The following is a 17,185-nucleotide window of genomic DNA, read 5'->3' as shown; positions in this document are numbered from 1 at the left end:
GCGAGGCAAGGGGGAAAGACGCAGTGCCGTCCCGTTCGCTGGCAACATCCGGACGGCATCGCTCGCCGCCGCGGTTCCAGCGTTGCGGCGGTGGCGAGCGTGGCCTAGATGTCAGAGGCTTAGCGACAATCGAGGCAGCCTTGACCGATACGACCGACACTGCTGCCCAGAACCCCCCGATCCTGACCGCCGATGCCGAGCGCATCGCGGCGCAGGTGCTGGGTCACGACGTCGGCACCGATCCGTTCGTCGCGGCGGTGCGGGCGACGCGGATGCCGATGATCATCACGAATCCGCGCTTGCCGGACAATCCGGTGGTGTTCGCCAATGACGCATTCTGCCGGTTGAGCGGTTATACGCGCGAAGAGATTCTCGGGCGCAACTGCCGGTTTCTCCAGGGGCCTGAAACCGACCCCGCGACGGTCGCCACGATCCGCGACGCCGTGCACCAGGTCCAGTCGCTCGAGATCGACATCCGCAACCACCGCAAGGACGGCGAACTGTTCTGGAACCGGCTGTTGCTGGCACCGGTCTACGATACCGAGGGCGTGCTCGCCTATTTCTTTGCGAGCCAGGTCGATGTGACGATCGAGCGCGACAAGATGCGCGGGCTCGAGACCAGCAACGCGTCGCTGATGGCGGAACTGACCGATCGACTGCGGCTGCAGAAGGAGCAGGAGCGCGAATTGTCGTTCACGCTCCGGGCGGCGCGGTTCGGCACCTGGACGCTCGACATCGTCAGCCACCAGTTGATCGCGTCGGAAACCTGCAAGGAGATCTTCGGCCGCCCGATCGACCAACCCTTCACCTATGAAGATCGGTTGCAGGCGATCCATCCCGACGACCGCGAGAAGAGTGCGGAGGAAGCGCGTCGCTGCATCGCCGAGGGCAATGACTATGACGTGGTCTACCGGATCCGCCGCCCGGACGGCGAGGTGCGCTGGATCGCGTCGCGCGGCCAGCCCTTCTACAATGCCAAGGGCGAGGCGTTGCGGATCGCGGGCGTCTCGACCGATATCACCGAACATCAGCGCAACGAGGTCATGCGCGCCGGGCTGGTCGAGCTGGGCGATGTGTTCCGCGATATCGACGAGCCCGACGACATCGCGTTCGCGGCGGCACGGATCATCGGCGGCACGCTGGAGGCCAGTCGCGCGGGCTTTGGCGAGATCGATCTGACCGCCGAGACGGTGACGATCGTTCGCGACTGGAGTGCACCGCAGGTCGCGCCGCTGACGGGTACCTTCGCGCTGCGCAGCTATGGGTCGTACATCGACGATCTGAAGCGCGGCGAGGAGGTGTGCGTCGAGGATGCGCGTACCGATCTCAGAACCGTCGCGACCGCAGCCGCGCTCGAGTCGCTCGACGCACGCGCGATCATCAACATGCCGGTTATGGAAAACGGCGCGCTCGTCGCGATGCTGTATATCGGCTCCGCCAGCGCGCGGCGGTGGCGGGCGGACGAAGTCGTGTTCATTCGCGAAGTCGCCGAACGGACCCGGATCGCGACGCAGCGGCGTCGATCGGAACGGGCGCTGAGCACGCTGGCCGCTTCGCTCGAACAGCAAGTCGCGGCGCGCACGAGCGAGCTCCAGACTGCGGAGGACGCGCTGCGCCAGTCGCAGAAGATGGAAGCGGTCGGCCAGCTGACCGGCGGCGTGGCGCATGATTTCAACAATCTGCTCACCGTGATTCGTTCGGCCACGGATCTTCTCAAACGCCCCGATCTCAGCCCCGAACGGCGCGAGCGGTATATCGACGCGATCTCCGATACCGCCGATCGCGCGGCCAAGCTTACCGGCCAGCTGCTCGCCTTCGCACGCCGTCAGGCGCTCCAGCCCGAGGTGATCGATGTCGGTCAGTCGTTGCGCGTCATTTCCGACATGCTAGGTACGCTGACCGGATCGCGGATCGTCATCTCGATCGATCTCCCCGAAACGCCGTGCTTTACCAGCGTCGACCCCAGCCAGCTCGATACCGCGCTCGTCAACATGGCGGTCAACGCGCGCGATGCGATGGACGGGGCCGGGCGGATCGATATCACGGTGCGCTCGACCGGGCTGATCCCCATGGTCCGCTCGCACCCCGCGGTCGAGGGCCGCTACGTCGCGATCGCGATATCTGACAGTGGCTCGGGGATCGAACCCGACGCGCTCGAGCGGATATTCGAGCCGTTCTTCACCACGAAGATGGTGGGGCAGGGAACCGGGCTGGGCCTCAGTCAGGTGTTTGGATTCGCCAAGCAATCGGGCGGCGACATCACGGTCGAGAGCGAGGTTGGGCGCGGTACGGTCTTCACGCTCTATCTACCCCAGGTCGATCAGGCGGCGCCGGCCGAGGTTGACGCTGCGGGCGAGGGCCTCGCCGATGGGCACGGCACCTGCGTCCTGGTGGTCGAGGACAATGCCGAGGTGGGCACCTTCACGACCCAGTCGCTCGCCGAGCTTGGCTACACGACGGTATGGGCGGCGGACGCGCAGGAGGCGCTCGCCGAACTCGCGGTCGATGCGACCCGGTTCGACATCGTCTTTTCGGACGTGATGATGCCGGGCATGAACGGCATCGAACTCGGCAAGGCGATCCGCGAGTCCCATCCGACGCTGCCGGTGGTGCTGACTTCGGGCTATAGCAGCGTGTTGGCGCAGGACGGCACGCACGGGTTTGAACTGCTGCACAAGCCCTATTCGGTCGAGCAGCTTTCGCGGATTCTCAGCCGGGCTGCGGGCTGATCGTCGGTGGAGATGCGGTGAACCGTCCCTAATCCGGATCGTTCGCGGATCGTAATGACGCCCGCGACGTTACCGACACGCTGCATCCCCGAACGAAGCTTTTCTAATCGAAGCTTTTTCGGCCCGTTAACATTCAAGGAGACGATCTATGAACACCGACACGCTCGCAGGCGCTGCAACCGATTTCGGCGGCAAGGCCAAGGAAACGCTCGGCACCGCAACCGGCGATACGGCGCTGAAGAGCGAAGGCGTCGCGGATCAGCTGAGCGGCACGGTTCAGAAGACCGTCGGCCAGGCCAAGGACGTCGTCGAAGAGAACGTTCGTCCGATGGTCGACTATGTCCGCCAGTTCTCCAAGGAGCGTCCGTTCGCGGCCGCTGCGGTCGCCGGCGTGCTCGGCATCGCGCTGATCAACACGCTTCGCGGCAAGTGATCGTGCGGCCGGCGGGGGATGTCCCTCGCCGGCCCGTTCGATACGTTAAAGACCGGTGATGCCGGGTGCCAGCGAGGCGCCGGACAATCGCCCTACCGCCGCGGAAAGAGGCCGCCCCGGATGGACTATAGCGACTACGACACGGAATTGGACGAACCCCGCCACCCGCGCGCCGACGAGGACTGGGAAGGCGTATGGGGCTCGGATGACCGCCCCCGCGAGCGGTCTCACGCGGCCGGATTGGCAATCGCGCTGGTCGTTGCCGCTGCCACCTTCGCGATATTGCGCACCGGATGGCGTGGCATGCCGTCTCGACCCGACCCCGTCGTACCCTCCGCGGCCGACATCTTCGTGCGGCCACCACCACCGCGTTGATCGCCGTTATGTCCCCGGGTTTTCATCCCGCACTGCGAGATCGGGATAGCGGTCGAGGATCGCGCTGGCGACGCCGTTGGTCCAGCCAAAGCCGTCCTGCACCGGATACTCGCCGCCGCCGCCGGGCGTGCGCTGTTCGATATTATATTTCTCCAGCATCTTGCCCGTCTCCGCATAGGCCGCGCCGACTGTGCCGATCCAGCGGCGCGCAATGTCCTTGGCGAGTGCCGGTTCGTCATTGGCGTCGAGCCCCGCGATCGCGATCCATTGCAACGGCGCCCAGCCATTGGGTTCGTCCCATTGCTGCCTGGTCTTGAGCGTCGTGGTGCGCAGCCCGCCTTCGGCAACCAGCGATCGTCGCACCGTCTTCGCAACCGCTTTGGCCTGCGCCGGTGACGCGAGCCCGACGAATAGCGGGTGCAGCATCGCGGCGTTGACGCTCGCGGTCGGCTTGCCGGTGGACAGGTCCCAGTCCGCATAGCGGGCGATCGTCGTCTGCCAGAGATAGCGGTCGATCGCGGTTCTGCGCTGAGTCGCGCGCGCTGTGAACGCGGTGGCGCACGCCACGTCGCCTGCGGTGCGGCAACGCACGGCGATCGCCCGTTCCATCGCGAACATCAGGCTGTTGAGATCGACGGGGACGATGTCGGTGGTATGGATTGTCGTCAGTGCCTGTGGATCGCGCAGCCAGCGCGAGCTGAAATCCCACCCGCTCTCCGCCCCGGCGCGAAGATCGCGCTGCGTTTCCGCGGCAGGGCGGGGTGCTGCCTTGGCGGCGGTTGCGACGTCCTCGGCATAGGATTCGTCGCGCGGCGTATCGCGGTCGTCAAAATAACGGTTGAGCACGCTGCCGTCGGGCATCCGCACGACGCGCAGGCATGCGCGCCTGCCGGTCGCGCAGGTTTCGCCCTTCATCCAGAAGGCGTATTCGGTGCGCAAGGCCGCCAGCCGCCGCTTCGCGATCGCCGGATCGGTGTTGGTCGAGAGATCGAGCATCAGCGCGTAATAAGGCGGCTGCGACCGACTGAGATAATAGGTCCGCGTCCCGTTCGGGATATGCCCGTACCGCTCGATCAGGCTCGTGAAATCTTCGAGCATCGATTCCACGAGCGGTTGCTGGCCATCGACCTTCAGCCCCAGCATCGTGAAATAGCTGTCCCAGTAATAGATTTCGCGAAAGCGCCCGCCGGGCACGACATAGGGGGCAGGCAAGGGCAACGCGGAGCTGCCCGCGACCGGTGCGACCGGATCGCGTACCAGTTGCGGCCAGAGCGCGCGGACATGCGTCCGTAGATCGCCCGAGCCGCGATCATTCTCGCCCGGCACGACGAAATTGGCGAGCACGAACGCCTTCAAGGCGGGGCCGTCAGGCTTGGCCCGCGCATAGGCTGCCATGATCGCGTCCGTTGCGCGCTTGGGCACGGCATCGACGAACGTCTTGCCGTCCGCGAAAATATGCTGCTGCTGCACCGCGCGGAACAGCGCGCCGTACACGTCCGCCGGTGATCGCGCGGTTGCAGTCTCCGCCGCAACCTTCGGTGCGAATACCGTCTGCGCCGGGGCCATCGCCGCGACCGAGGTGAGGGCGGCAAAACGGCAAAGAGTCTTTATCACGTCGCGATCATCCCGGGAGAGCGACCGATCTCGCCAACGCGGCGCGAACGATCGGCAAGGCGCATATCAGAAGTCGGTCGGGGTGCCGAACCCGATCGACCGTCCGCCGCCGTCAGCCGGCGACGGCGGTGCCATGGTCCGTTCCGGATCGGGCCGATACGCCAGTACGAAAGCGATCACCGTTTCGGCCGGCATCTCGCACGGGCGCAGCACCGGCCCGTCTGCCAGCCGATAGAGGTTGAAGCTCACCCGTCCGGTCCCGCCAAGCTGCTCGCCCCACAGCCAGCATCGCCGGCGATCCGCCGCCATGTCCAGCGTCACGCCCCAGCGATGCCCCGCATATCGGCCTTCGCTATAGCCGATCGGCAGCCGATCGAGCGCGGCGAGAAACTGGTCCACGGCGCTGTGCCTCCAGTCTCAGAGCGTGTCGAGCACACCGCCATCGACGCGCATCGCGGCGCCCGTGGTGGCGGAGGCGAGCGGCGAGGCGAGGTAGACGACGAGGTTCGCGACCTCCTCGACGGTCGCGGCGCGGCGGATGATCGAACTCGGGCGGTGCGTCTGCACGAACGCCGCGGCAACCTCGTCGATCGGTTTGCCCGTCTTTGCGCGTTCGTCCTCCAGCATCGCCTCGACGCCTTCGGACAGCGTCGGCCCCGGCAGCACCGAATTGACGGTGACGCCGGTGCCCGCCATCCGCTTGGCGAGACCGCGCGCCAGTGCGACGTCGGCCGTCTTGCTGACGCCGTAGTGGATCATCTCCACGGGCACGTTGAACGCGCTTTCGGACGACAGCAGCAGCAGGCGACCCCAGCCGTTTGTCGCCATGCCCGGCAGATAGGCGCGCGCCAGCCGCACACCGGCCATCACGTTGACCTGCCAGTGCCGATCCCAGGTCGCGTCGTCGACGTCGAAGAAATCGGCGGGCTGGAAGATTCCGAGATTGCTGACGACGATATCGGCGTTCGGCACCGCAGCGACGAGCGCGTCATGGCCCTCGACGTTGCCGAGGTCGGCCGCCACGCCGCGCGCATGCCCGCCGAGCTTTTCGACCGCCGCATCGACCTTCGCCTGGGTGCGGCCATTGACGATGACGGTCGCGCCCGCCTGCGCGAGCCCCTGCGCGATACCGAAACCGATGCCTTCGGTGGAGCCGGTGACGAGTGCGGTCTTGCCGGAAAGATCGATGAGCATGGCGAACTCCTGCTGCATGCGCACGCGTCGTGCGCGCGCAACTTGGCAATCAAATCCCCGAACGCGACAAAAGTGTCCGCGGGTGCCGCGCCAGCGCAGGGGTCAGGCCGGTGCCAACTCGACCATCACCACGTCGTGATCGCGCATCGGCAGGTCCAGCGTCGCCGTCCCGTCGGCACGGACACGCACCGTGCTGGTCATCAGCGGATCCAGCGTCGCCGCCTGCAGCCGCGCGAGTTGTGCCTTGGTCAGTACTGTCGGACGGCCCATCTCGAGATACGCGGTATAGGCGTCGTTCTGGCGAAAGCCCGTGCGGCGTACCGTCACGCGGTACGATCCGGGCTTCAGGCCGCGGACCTTCATATCGATCGGCGCCGCGCGCGCGGGAACGCGGACCTTGGAAAAGAACGGGCGATTGCTCACCGGCTGGTCGGGCAAAACGTCGCGCCACGCGAGCAGCTGGATCGTCCGCCCCTTGATCGCCGCGATGCTCTGGTCGTCGCCGGTCGGCAGCTCGCGGTCGCCCAGTTCGGCGAGGTATTTATACGCGAACCACGTCGCCTTGCGCACGCCCTGCGGCGTCATCAGCCCGAAGCCGCCCTCGAACGGTTTGGTCTGCGGGCCGGGTTCCTCGAACAGGTCGCTGAACGTCCAGTAGCTCATGCCCTGCGCGATACCTTCGGTCCGCTTCAGCTTGCCCAGGATATACGCCGCGCCGAGATAATCGTCGTGGATCGGATCGCGTGGATTGTAGCTGGTGCTCCACTCGGTGAAGAACAGCGGCAGCCCGGGCCGACCGGCGGCATCGATCTGCGCGCGCACCGCACGCACGTCCTTCACCACCGCATCGGGATCGCGTGACAGCTTGTTGTCGCCTTCGCCCTTCTCGTCGAGAAAACCGCCCTCGACGCCGTAGGTGTGCGTGCTGACGAAATCGACCGGCAGCGCCTGCGCCTTCGCATAGGCCAGGAATTCGGGGACCCAGGCGGCCCCCGCGGTCGAGGGGCCGCCGACGCGCAGCGCGGGGTCGATCGCCTTGATCGTGCGCACGGTCCGTCCGTAATAGTCGAAATAGGCGGCCTGGTCGCCATCCTGCCAGAAGCCGGCGAGATTGGGTTCGTTCCAGAATTCGAAATACCAGCTGCGGACTTCCTTCGCGCCGTAGCGGTCGACCAGATGTCGCGTGAACGCATCGACCAGCGCGGTCCATTTTTGGGGCTGCGGATGCGACGTATTGCCCTTCCAGTAGAAGATCGTCTGGTCGGACGTCTTCATCGCATCGGGCGTGAAGCCGAGTTCGATAAACGGCTTGAGGCCCAGCGCGAGCAGGCGATCGTACAGCGTGTCGATCTTGCGCCAGTCATAGACGGGCGCGCCGTTCACCTCGCGGTACACGCCCAGCTGGTCGGCGAACACGTTGTGGAAGCGGATATAGCAAAAGCGGAGTTCCTTCTGGACGGTGGCGAGTTGCGCCAGGCTGTCCTCGCGCTGCAGCGTGCCGGGGAAATCGGCACCGACCGACAGTTCCGCCATCCGGTCGCGCGGCGTGGTCGGCGCCTTCACATCGATCGTAATCGTCCGCGCATCGGCTGCCCAAACCGGGACGGTGATAATCGCGCTCAACGCTAGGGCCGCGGCATATCCGCATTTTGGTATCGACACCGTCATCCTCCCGCTCTTATCCATGTCTCTTGAGCGATAGCGCTACCAAGTGCAACGCGGAGGATGTCGGCAATGTCGTGGGGACCAGCAGGACCGGACCATCGTATGCCCGCGCCACCGCGTCGCTTGGCGGTCGACCGGCGCAGCGTCCTGATCGGCGGGCTGGCGATGATCGGCACCGCAGGACCGGGACTGGCGGCGGCGGCTCCGGCGGTCGTGCCGCGGATCACGCGGATGTCACCGGCGCTCGATCGGATCATCGCGCCCGACGCGGTGATCGAGACGATCGCCACCGGGATCCGCTGGGCGGAGGGGCCCGTGTGGGTGGAGGCAGGGGGGTATCTGCTGTTCTCCGATCCGGCCGCCAATATTGTCCGGCAGTGGCGCAAGGGCGGGCCTGCGACGTCGTTCCTCGATCCCTCGGGGGCCGCTGGATCCGATCCGGCCCGTGTCCGCGAGCCCGGCGCGAACGGGCTCGCGCTCGACCGCGAGGGCGGGCTGCTGATCGCCAACAGCGGCGGCCGCTCGATCGACCGCGTCGATCTCGTCACGCGGCGGCGCACCGTGCTGGTCGACCGGTACCGCGGTCGGCGGTTCAACAGCCCCAACGATCTGCACGTCGCGCGCAACGGCACGATCTACTTTACCGATCCGCCTTACGGGCTGGTCGGCGGCGATGCGTCCCCGGACAAGGAAATGGCCTTCAACGGCGTCTATCGCTGGACGCCGGGCGGCGGCGTCGACCTGCTCGACGACGGCCTCACCCGCCCCAACGGAATCGCGTTGTCGCCCGACGAAACCTGGCTCTACGTGTCGGTCTCGGACGAAGCGGCACCGCGCATCATGGTCTATGACCTGGAGTCCCGCACGCCCGACCTGTGGCTCGATCTCAAAGCGATGCACGCGCGGGGCGGCGCTGGCCTGCCCGACGGCATGAAGGTCGCGCGCGATGGCACGATGGTCTGTTCGGTGCCGGGCGGAATGATGATGCTGACGCCCGATGCCGAACCGCTCGGGCTGATTTCCACCGGGGCGCCGATCGCCAACTGCGCGTTCGGCGAGCAGGGGGGCGTGCTGTACTTGACCGCGAACGACCGTGTTCTCCGCCTGCCGTTACGCGCCGGCTGGCAGGGCTGAGTTCAGCGGCGAACCGGCAGCTTGGTGCCCAGCAGCACCAGTTTGCCACCCGTGATGCCGAACCAGTGCGGCACCCCTGCCGGGATCAGCATGACATCGCCGGGTTTGAGCGTCCGGGTCGTTCCGCCGATAATGCGGTCGCCCTCGGTCAGGTCCGGCTTGACGGGTTTCGCGGCGTCGAGCGTTCCGCCAGAGATCAACGTCCCCGCGCCGGCGATGACGATCGCATATTCGGCCTGATCGGGATGCACGGCCGGGCGCCCCGGTGCCTTCCAATATTCGAGCGCGGCGATCGTCTCGCCGTCGCGCACCAACGGGTGCCACGCAAAGCCTTGTCCCGGTTTCATCGCCTTCGCCATCGCCGCAACCTGCGCCGTCACGTCCGCACCCGACGCGAACGCGGTCGGATCGGTCGTCTGCGCCATCGCGGCGGTCGAACCGAACGCCAGCAGCGTCAAAAGCATCCGCGCGATCATGCGCGGCCATCCAGGCGAATGGTCCGTCCCTCACGCGCGGATCGATAGATCGCTTCGACGATCCGCATGTCGCGCAGACCCTCTTCGCCCGAAACGATCGGCTCGCGTCCGCTGTTCACGCATGTGGCAAGATGATCGAGCTGGCCCGCGAACTGTGTCTTGCCGGGGCCACCGGGCGGCAGGATCGCGCGCTCGCGGCCATCCTTCCCGACCCACATCTGGTTGCCGTTATAGCGCGTTGCCGGTTCAAGCTCGATCCGGCCCGCATCACCCATCAACAGGATGCGGTTCTGGTTGGCGCTGTACATCGACTGACACCCTGCCAGCGCGCCCGAGGGGAATTCCAGCGTCCAGTCGAGCATGTCCTCGACCTCGGTAAAGCGCGGATCCCTGCGGTCGGTAGATTCGCGCGCGGTCACCGCGATCGGCTCCTCGCCGATCATGTAGCGCGCCGCCTGTAGGCTATAGATGCCCATGTCCATCAGCGATCCGCCGCCGGACAGTGCGCGCTTCAACCGCCATTTCGCCGGGTCGCGTTGGACGAAGCCATGCTCGGACCGGACGTAGCGGATCTTGCCCGCCGCACCCGTGCGCGCCAGCCGCATCGCCTCCAGATTATAGGCTTCGAAATGGCAGCGATAGCCGATCATCAGCTTGCGGTTCGCAGCCTTGCACGCCGCGATCATCGCCTCGCATTCCGCGACCGAGACGGCCATCGGCTTTTCGCACAGCACGTGCTTGCCGGCCTTTGCCGCGCGGATCGTGTACGGCGCATGCAACGCGTTCGGCAGGCAGACATAGACGATGTCGATGTCGGGATTGTCGCGGATCGAATCGAATGTTTCGTAGGAATAGATCGCGCTAGCCGGCAGGCCATGCGCTGCGGCGACGCGGCGCGCCTTGACGGGGTCACCGCTGACGACCCCCGCCAGCCGGCTGTGCGTACAATTGGCGAATTGCGGAATGATGACGTCGAGCCCGTAAGACCCGAGCCCGACGATCGCATAGCCCAGCTTCCGATCGGGCCGGGTCGCGCCGAACGCCGCCGCGCTGCCCGCGCTAACTGCGAGAGCTGCGGCAGAGAGAATGAGGTCGCGTCGTGCAATGGTCATGGAGCGTGCCCCGGAATTAGAGAGTTGGAAATCCAGCATCAGAACCGTGCGCGCACGCCGATCCGATAGAATCGACCCAGTGTATCGTAGAGTGCAGGGTTTACGTCGAGCCCGGTATTGGTCTGCGGCGAAGGCTCGGGATCGTGATCGAACAGGTTGTCGACCTTGAAGAACATGCTGACCTGCTTGGTAACGTTCAACGCCCCGCCGATATCGAAGTAGAACGCGCCTTTCATCCTGTTGTAATCGATCGTCGGATTGTTGGCGGTCGACACCGGGCAGTTGCCGGCCTGGCAGACGAGATATTGGTGCCCGATCACGCCATCGCTGAACCAGCGCTGTTGGAGCGTGATGCTGAACCGGTCGGTGTCGTAGCTCTCGGTCGCAAGCCATTTCCAGTCGGGGGTCGCGCCGGAATTCGCGCCCGCCGTATCCACCGGAATCGTGCCGGGCAGGCCGGGATCGGTCACGAACTTGATGACGTGGGTGGCGAGTGCCCGGACCGAGAAGGTGCCGTCCATCCCCAGCGGCTGACGCCATTGATAGCTGCCCTCGATGTCGAAGCCTTTGGTCTTGATCGATGCCAGGTTGAAGGATTGCACGTTGACGAAGTTCGGTCCGGCCGTGTTTTGCAGATTGAACGCGCTGCAGGTGTCCGTATTGCCCTGAAAGCACAGGTTGACGATCTGCGCCGCCGACAGGCTGGACACGACGTCGTTCACCTTGATGTCGTAATAGTCGAACGACAGGCTGAGCCCCGGCAACCATTTCGGCCGCGACAATACGATGCCCGCCTCGGTGCTGCGCGCGATCTCGGGACGCAGCGCCGAATTGCCGATGGTGTTCTGGATGATCAGTACCTGCGTATTGCGGAACGGATCGGTGAAGTTGGGGACGGTCGTCGTGGTCGGTGCCGCAAACAGTTCCGACAGGTTCGGCGCACGGACGTCACGCGACGTCACCGCGCGCAGGCGGAACCCGTCGAGCGGCGTCTCCCATGTCCCGCCGACCTTCCACGCGTAGACGACACCCGAGGTCGAATAGCGCGTGGCGCGTCCCGCCCCATTGATGTTCGCGCGCCCCAGCGTTTCGGAATTGAGGATCGGAAGGTTGAGCTCGAGGAAGCTCTCGAGCACGGTGTATCGGCCCGTCCCGTTCTTGTAGTTGCCGGCGTACCAGTTGCTGCCGACGGTCGAGTTCAGGTTCGGATCGCTTGGATACAGCGCGGAATTCGGGCTGATGCTCGATACACCCGCGCCGTAGGGATCGGCGTTCACGCGGTAGAATTCGCGGCGCCATTCGATGCCGGCTGCCAGCGCGACGGGGCCTGCCCACAGCGTGACCGGTTCACCCGAGATGCTGCCGGCGGCGGCATCCTGCGTCTGCTTGGTATGCTGGAAGGGACCGGCCTCCGGCGTGATATACGCCAAGGCAGCGGCAGACGGCGTGGCGCCGCCGAAGATGTTGATCGGTTGGCAGCCGGCGGCACGTGCGACCGCATCGGCGCAGACGATCTGGCCGTTGAGACGCGTGGCATTGATCGCCTGGTTGTAGCGGCCGGTCAGGCTGACGTTATCGACGTTGATGTCGGTGATGTTGGTGCCGTGCTCGTAGGATGCATCATAGGTCCAGCTGGTCCCGATCAGATCGGCCTTGCCCTTCAGCCCCCCGACGAAGCGATATTGGCGGCGGTCGGTGTTGACCTGGATGTTCGGCAGGATCGCGTTGCTCAGGCCGTACTGGAACGTGGTGATGCCGTTCGCGGCACAGGCGGCCGATATCGAGGCGGGCAGATAGGGGTTCGTGCACTGGATCGTCAGTCCGGTCTTGGACGCGCCTGGGTTGGGCTGATTGTGCGTCTTCACCTGCGCGACGTTGGCGGTCATGTAGACCTCCATATCGGGCGCGACGTCATAGCTGATGCGGGTATAGCCGTTGAGGCGCTGGATCGCGGATTGCAGCGATGTGCCAGAGCCGACATGCCCCGACTGGTCGCCGCCGACGCAGAAGCCGACATAGCATCCCGTGACCGTCGCCGCCGCGTTCTTCGCGGGAACGCCGTTGGACCCGTATTGGAACGCGAAAGGCTGGCCGTTGGCGTCGAAGGCCGTGCCTTGCAGTGGCCCCGCGCTGATCAGGCCGTATTTGGTGTACTGATAGGCCTGGCCGTTGTCGCGGTACAGGAATTGGGGCGAACCATTGTTGCGGATGCCGGTGTCGACCAGGGTCGTCGCCCGGTACCAGTCCCGGCTGCCGGCAAGGTCTTCGCCGAAATTGCCGGGTCCGACACCTTGTTCCTTTGCATATTCGCCGCTCAGGATGACGTGCAACTTGTCGTTCGCGAAGCTCTTGCCGACCGCGGCCTGTACCAAGACCTGGCCATCGTCGCCATAGGTGGTCACGCCCGTCTGGACGTTGGCCTTGAACCCGGTGAACTTCGTGTCGGTGATGAAGTTGATCACGCCACCGACCGCGTCCGATCCATAGGAGGCCGAGGCGCCGCCGGTGACGATGTCGACCCGCTTGATGAGGAGTTGGGGGAACTGGCTGATGTCGGGAACGCCCGTCACATTGGCGCCGACGACGCGCTGGCCGTCGAGCAAAGTCAGCGTCCGGATCGTGCCGAGCCCGCGCAGAGAGAACGAGCTCAGCCCCTGCGACCCGCTCGACGTGCTGAACGTCCCCGTGCTGGCGCCGGTCGAGCCCTGGAGCGACGGCAACTGCGCCACCGTCGTGAAGATGTTGGGTTGCGCGTTCTTGAGGATCTGTTCCTCGCCGATCACCGTCGTCGGCGTCGGCGCGTTGAAGCCGCTCGATGTGATGCGCGTACCCGTGACGACGATGTCGCTGACGCTGGCCGGGGCAGGAGGGGGCGGCGTATCGGTCTGCGCGGTGGCCGGCGTGCACGCCAGGACCGTCGCAAGCGCCATCACGCTGACAGCGATACCATCCATCCGTCCGATAACCCGCCAGTCGCGTATGGCCCTCGTCATCCATCCATCCCCTGTGCGCATGATACGTGCCGGTTCTCCGGCTTTGTCCGTCCATCGTGTCGGCAGCGGTCTACGGCATTGTGATCCGCGCGGCATCTACGACCAAGGTCGCACTCCGCGCCGTATCGCCGCGTGCGGCCGTCTTTGGCGGTCGCGCGGGCTAGGACGACCGCGACAAAGGTCGTAATGGCCAAGCCCGCGCCGCCGCCCGATAGCGTTGGCGCGGAGCAGTCGATGAGGGCGCGTGGTGCAAGCAGAACGACATACTTCCGGAAACGCGCGCGGCATCGTCGTCATGGGCGTTAGCGGCAGCGGTAAATCGACGCTGGCGGCCTATCTGGCCGAGCGGCTCCACTGCCCTTTGCTGGAAGGCGACACGTTCCATGCGCCGGCCAGCATCGCCAAGATGCAGTCGGGTCATCCGCTCGATGATGCGGACCGGTGGCCTTGGCTCGATAGGCTTGGGATCGCGCTCGGCGACGCGGCGCAGACCGACAATGAAGGCCTTGCGGTGGCCGCCTGTTCGGCCCTCAAGCGCGCTTACCGCGAGCGTCTGGCAGCGGCCTCCGCTGTGCCATTGTCGTTCGTGTTGCTCGATACGATGCCAGCCGAGATTGCGCGCAGGCTTGCGACGCGGTCTGGGCACTACATGCCGCCAAGTCTGCTCGACAGCCAGCTCGCGACGCTCGAGCGGCCGACAGCGGACGAAAACGCGCTGACGCTCGATGCGGGCCGGACTCCGGATGCGTTGGGTGCCGAGGTTCTGGCGTGGCTGGGCATCGCCACCCCCGGGTCGGCGCGACCGCACGGCTGACGCGGCGTACCTGCACGCATCAGGGCATCAGGCGCTTGCGCCCTTGCGACAAATGCCAGCGCATCGCCAGCGCTGCCCCGTCTGCATCCTCCGCACGGATCGCCTCTACGATCGCGTCATGCTCCTCCATCATCGCACCGATCACTTCCGGCGGGCGCGAGCGCGAGATGTCGACGCCGGCGCGCAGGATCCGCATCACCTCTTCGTGGAGATGGTCGAACACCAGCAGGAACGCGGCGTTCGCGGTTGCCTCGACGATCGCGCGGTGAAGGATCCAGTCCTCGTCATGGGCGGGTGCATTCGACAGCAGCGCACCGCGCAGCGCCTCCAGCGCGCGCTCGATCGCGTCGAGTTGATGCTGCGATCGACGTGACGCCGCCAGCCGCGCGGCTTCCGCCTCCAGCACGAACCGCACCTCGTAGGTGCCGAGCGTCGTCGCGAGTGCATCCATCGGCATGTGCGTGCCGAGCCGCTCCGACGGGCGACGCTTGACGTACGACCCCGCGCCGCGCCGGGCCTGCGTGATCCCGTCCGACGCGAGCCTCGCCAGGGCTTCGCGGACTATGGTTCTGGAGATGCTGAACATTGTCGCAAGTTGCGCTTCGGAGGGGAGGCGATCGCCGACCGCCAACTTGTCGTCGGTGATGATCCGGACGATCGCCGTATAGGCGCGGTCCGCGAGCCGCAATTCGGTCATGAGCCACTCCTGGCTGAGTCAGACGACATGGCTGAGCGCCATCACGAGCGCGAGGCCGACGACCGAGATTGCCGTCTCGAGCAGCGACCAGGTGCGGAACGTGTCCGCGGTGCTGGTGCCGACATAGCTTTTCACCAGCCAGAAACCGGGATCGTTCACATGGCTGAAGAACACCGACCCCGCGCCGATCGCCAGCACGACGAGTTCGGGCAACACGCCGGAGCTTGCCACGACGCCGGGCATGATCCCGACCGCGGTGATCGTCGCCACCGTCGCCGAGCCCGCGGCGAGCCGGATCGCGACCGCCACAAGCCAGCCGAGCAGCAGCGGCGATATCGCGTACATCATCACCGTCCGCGCAAGCAGATCGGACAGGCCGGCGGTCACCAGCACCTGTTTCAACGCGCCGCCCGCGCCGATCGCCAGCAGGATCGCGCCGGCCGCGCCCATCGTCTCGTGCCAGACGGCCTCCTGGATCGCCGATTCGCGCAGCCGCCGGCCGAACAGCACCGGCAGCGCGAGGAGGTTGGTCAGGAGCAGCGCGACGACCGGATTGCTCGCCGCGACGAGGCCCGGTGCGCCCTTCCAGTCGGGGACCATCTGGCCGAGCTCGCCGGTGGCGATCAGCACGACCGGCAGCATCACGATCACCAGCGACAGCATCCGCGAGGGCGTCGCGATTCCGAGGCCCGTGTCGCGCAGGACGGGCGAGGCCAGCCGCACGCCGCGCGTCGTGAACTTCGCCAGCACAGGGCCCGCCACGATCGCGGTCGGGATCGCGATGAGGATCCCGTACAGCATCGTCAGGCCGAGATTGGCGCCCAGCGCCTCGACCGCGAGCAGCGGGCCGGGATGCGGCGGGACGAGCGCGTGCACCACGCCGAGCCCCGCGAGCGCGGGCATGATCAGCCGCAGCTTGGCCTGGTCGCGCGCGGCATCGCTCGTGCCTGCGGACATCGCCGACATTTCCTCCGCCGCCGCCACGACGATCGGCAGCAGCAGGACGAGCCCGGTTTCGAAGAAAAGCGGCAAGCCGATGACGATCGCGATGCCGAGCGTCGCCCAGGGCGCGGCGCGCGTGCCGGTCAGGTTCAGCGCGCCCCTGGCAAGCGACGCGGCGGCGCCCGAGAGATGCAGCATCGCGCCGAGCGACAGCCCAAGCGCGACGACCAGCCCCGTCCCGCCGACGATGTCGCCAACGCCCTTCTGCACAGCCTTGGCGACGTCCGGCAGCGGCAACCCGGCGAGCAACCCGACGGTGAACGCGCCGCACAACAGGCCGATGAACGGATGCAATCGCCCGCGGACGATCATCAGCACGGCGAGCAGGATTCCCGACAGCGCGGCAACGATCAGCCTCAGATCGCCGCCGATCATCGGCGCCTATCCCCAGTCCGTACGCGACGCTTGCATGGTGGCGACATCGACATCCTTCCCCGCGATCCGACGGCGTGTTCGCCTGTCGAGTAGAGTCAATCTGTAGGACAGCTATTCGTGAACTGCCATCAGAAAAGGCTTGATAGCGCTATAAAGAGCGGAGCATAGTATAAACCTGTCCAACCGAATCTGTAAAAAGCAGAATGGTGGATCGGGAGCTTGGACCTTGCTGTCGCGGCGTCAGACTGCGGAACGAAAAGCTGCGGCACGAGAGCCGAAACAGTGGAGGATGATCATGGAAGCGACTGTTCGGGATGCTTACCGACCCCTGCGCGCACATGCCGATACGGCGGCCGGGACGCGCGCCCCGGAACTGACCCCGACGCAGATCAAGGTTCTGCGCGGCGTGCATTCGGGGTTGCTCAACAAGCAGATCGCCTATGATCTCGGCATCGCCGAAGCGACGGTCAAGGCGCACATGACCGCGCTGATGCGCAAGCTGAACGTGCGCAATCGCACGCAGGTGGCGATCGTCGCCCAGACGCTGGTGCTGCGCTCCGCCTGAACGGCTC

At 66.0% G+C, this 17,185-nt stretch carries 15 protein-coding genes; 5 read left to right on the top strand and 10 right to left on the bottom strand.

Annotation, left to right across the window (positions count from 1 at the left end):
* The first annotated feature begins 140 nt into the window (after positions 1 to 140).
* Both EV283_RS01500 and EV283_RS01495 read left to right on the top strand, forming a co-directional pair.
* A complete protein-coding gene (locus tag EV283_RS01500) occupies positions 141 to 2,729 on the top strand; it encodes a PAS domain-containing protein (RefSeq protein WP_242615737.1) in 2,589 nt (862 codons plus the stop codon).
* A 148-nt stretch (positions 2,730 to 2,877) separates the two neighbouring features.
* The gene (locus tag EV283_RS01495; RefSeq protein ID WP_130322131.1) at positions 2,878 to 3,162 is read left to right on the top strand and encodes a CsbD family protein; all 285 of its coding nucleotides are present in this window, start codon (positions 2,878 to 2,880) and stop codon (positions 3,160 to 3,162) included.
* Between the two features lie 227 nt (positions 3,163 to 3,389).
* Here the strand turns inward: EV283_RS01495 and EV283_RS19020 are convergent, their stop codons facing one another.
* From EV283_RS19020 to EV283_RS01475, 5 genes are all read right to left on the bottom strand, one after another.
* Positions 3,390 to 3,563, bottom strand: a complete 174-nt coding sequence (locus tag EV283_RS19020) for a hypothetical protein (RefSeq protein WP_165391669.1) — start codon at positions 3,561 to 3,563, stop codon at positions 3,390 to 3,392.
* The gene (treF, locus tag EV283_RS01490; protein ID WP_130323826.1) at positions 3,544 to 5,103 is read right to left on the bottom strand and encodes an alpha,alpha-trehalase TreF; all 1,560 of its coding nucleotides are present in this window, start codon (positions 5,101 to 5,103) and stop codon (positions 3,544 to 3,546) included. Before treF ends, EV283_RS19020 begins: the two co-directional genes overlap by 20 nt.
* A 114-nt stretch (positions 5,104 to 5,217) precedes the next feature.
* On the bottom strand, positions 5,218 to 5,550 hold the full coding sequence (locus EV283_RS01485) for a hypothetical protein (protein ID WP_130322129.1): 333 nt from the start codon (positions 5,548 to 5,550) through the stop codon (positions 5,218 to 5,220).
* A gap of 18 nt (positions 5,551 to 5,568) precedes the next feature.
* A complete protein-coding gene (locus tag EV283_RS01480) occupies positions 5,569 to 6,345 on the bottom strand; it encodes an SDR family oxidoreductase (RefSeq protein ID WP_130322127.1) in 777 nt (258 codons plus the stop codon).
* A gap of 102 nt (positions 6,346 to 6,447) precedes the next feature.
* Positions 6,448 to 7,968: a cellulase family glycosylhydrolase gene (locus tag EV283_RS01475; RefSeq protein WP_347400189.1), complete on the bottom strand. Its 1,521-nt coding sequence runs from the start codon at positions 7,966 to 7,968 to the stop codon at positions 6,448 to 6,450.
* A gap of 144 nt (positions 7,969 to 8,112) precedes the next feature.
* On the opposite strand from EV283_RS01475, the gene EV283_RS01470 reads away from it, so the two are divergent.
* The gene (locus EV283_RS01470; protein ID WP_130322125.1) at positions 8,113 to 9,144 is read left to right on the top strand and encodes an SMP-30/gluconolactonase/LRE family protein; all 1,032 of its coding nucleotides are present in this window, start codon (positions 8,113 to 8,115) and stop codon (positions 9,142 to 9,144) included.
* 2 nt (positions 9,145 to 9,146) lie between these two features.
* Here the strand turns inward: EV283_RS01470 and EV283_RS01465 are convergent, their stop codons facing one another.
* Genes EV283_RS01465 through EV283_RS01455 form a run of 3 tightly spaced genes read right to left on the bottom strand, consistent with a single transcriptional unit; the run spans position 9,147 to position 13,686 of the window.
* On the bottom strand, positions 9,147 to 9,620 hold the full coding sequence (locus EV283_RS01465; protein WP_242615736.1) for a cupin domain-containing protein: 474 nt from the start codon (positions 9,618 to 9,620) through the stop codon (positions 9,147 to 9,149).
* Positions 9,617 to 10,732, bottom strand: a complete 1,116-nt coding sequence (locus EV283_RS01460) for a Gfo/Idh/MocA family oxidoreductase (protein ID WP_130322123.1) — start codon at positions 10,730 to 10,732, stop codon at positions 9,617 to 9,619. Before EV283_RS01460 ends, EV283_RS01465 begins: the two co-directional genes overlap by 4 nt.
* A gap of 38 nt (positions 10,733 to 10,770) precedes the next feature.
* Positions 10,771 to 13,686, bottom strand: a complete 2,916-nt coding sequence (locus tag EV283_RS01455; protein ID WP_242615735.1) for a TonB-dependent receptor — start codon at positions 13,684 to 13,686, stop codon at positions 10,771 to 10,773.
* Between the two features lie 334 nt (positions 13,687 to 14,020).
* Between EV283_RS01455 and EV283_RS01450 the strand changes: the two genes are divergently transcribed.
* Positions 14,021 to 14,539 (top strand): gluconokinase, encoded by a 519-nt coding sequence (locus tag EV283_RS01450; protein WP_130322119.1) that lies wholly within the window; start codon positions 14,021 to 14,023, stop codon positions 14,537 to 14,539.
* A gap of 19 nt (positions 14,540 to 14,558) precedes the next feature.
* Here EV283_RS01450 and EV283_RS01445 read toward each other — a convergent pair whose 3' ends face one another.
* Together EV283_RS01445 and EV283_RS01440 are read right to left on the bottom strand one after the other, a co-directional pair.
* The gene (locus tag EV283_RS01445) at positions 14,559 to 15,236 is read right to left on the bottom strand and encodes an FCD domain-containing protein (protein WP_130322117.1); all 678 of its coding nucleotides are present in this window, start codon (positions 15,234 to 15,236) and stop codon (positions 14,559 to 14,561) included.
* A gap of 18 nt (positions 15,237 to 15,254) precedes the next feature.
* Positions 15,255 to 16,613 (bottom strand): gluconate:H+ symporter, encoded by a 1,359-nt coding sequence (locus tag EV283_RS01440; RefSeq protein ID WP_130322115.1) that lies wholly within the window; start codon positions 16,611 to 16,613, stop codon positions 15,255 to 15,257.
* A 295-nt stretch (positions 16,614 to 16,908) separates the two neighbouring features.
* Between EV283_RS01440 and EV283_RS01435 the strand changes: the two genes are divergently transcribed.
* The gene (locus EV283_RS01435; RefSeq protein ID WP_242615734.1) at positions 16,909 to 17,178 is read left to right on the top strand and encodes a LuxR C-terminal-related transcriptional regulator; all 270 of its coding nucleotides are present in this window, start codon (positions 16,909 to 16,911) and stop codon (positions 17,176 to 17,178) included.
* The last annotated feature ends 7 nt before the right edge of the window (positions 17,179 to 17,185 follow it).

The sequence above is a fragment of the Sphingomonas sp. BK036 genome (genome assembly GCF_004216825.1).
Classification (GTDB): Bacteria; Pseudomonadota; Alphaproteobacteria; order Sphingomonadales; family Sphingomonadaceae; genus Sphingomonas.
This window is presented reverse-complemented; position numbering and strand designations above follow the sequence as displayed.

Coding starts and splice junctions, on each gene's coding strand:
- EV283_RS01445 (WP_130322117.1), bottom strand. CDS start 15,236: ATGACCGAATTGCGGCTCGCGGACCGCGCCTATACGGCGATCGTCCGG.
- EV283_RS01450 (WP_130322119.1), top strand. CDS start 14,021: ATGGGCGTTAGCGGCAGCGGTAAATCGACGCTGGCGGCCTATCTGGCC.
- EV283_RS01455 (WP_242615735.1), bottom strand. CDS start 13,686: ATGGATGGTATCGCTGTCAGCGTGATGGCGCTTGCGACGGTCCTGGCG.
- EV283_RS01480 (WP_130322127.1), bottom strand. CDS start 6,345: ATGCTCATCGATCTTTCCGGCAAGACCGCACTCGTCACCGGCTCCACC.
- treF (WP_130323826.1), bottom strand. CDS start 5,103: ATGGCCCCGGCGCAGACGGTATTCGCACCGAAGGTTGCGGCGGAGACT.
- EV283_RS19020 (WP_165391669.1), bottom strand. CDS start 3,563: ATGAAAACCCGGGGACATAACGGCGATCAACGCGGTGGTGGTGGCCGC.
- EV283_RS01470 (WP_130322125.1), top strand. CDS start 8,113: ATGCCCGCGCCACCGCGTCGCTTGGCGGTCGACCGGCGCAGCGTCCTG.
- EV283_RS01460 (WP_130322123.1), bottom strand. CDS start 10,732: ATGACCATTGCACGACGCGACCTCATTCTCTCTGCCGCAGCTCTCGCA.
- EV283_RS01440 (WP_130322115.1), bottom strand. CDS start 16,613: ATGATCGGCGGCGATCTGAGGCTGATCGTTGCCGCGCTGTCGGGAATC.
- EV283_RS01435 (WP_242615734.1), top strand. CDS start 16,909: ATGGAAGCGACTGTTCGGGATGCTTACCGACCCCTGCGCGCACATGCC.
- EV283_RS01495 (WP_130322131.1), top strand. CDS start 2,878: ATGAACACCGACACGCTCGCAGGCGCTGCAACCGATTTCGGCGGCAAG.
- EV283_RS01465 (WP_242615736.1), bottom strand. CDS start 9,620: ATGATCGCGCGGATGCTTTTGACGCTGCTGGCGTTCGGTTCGACCGCC.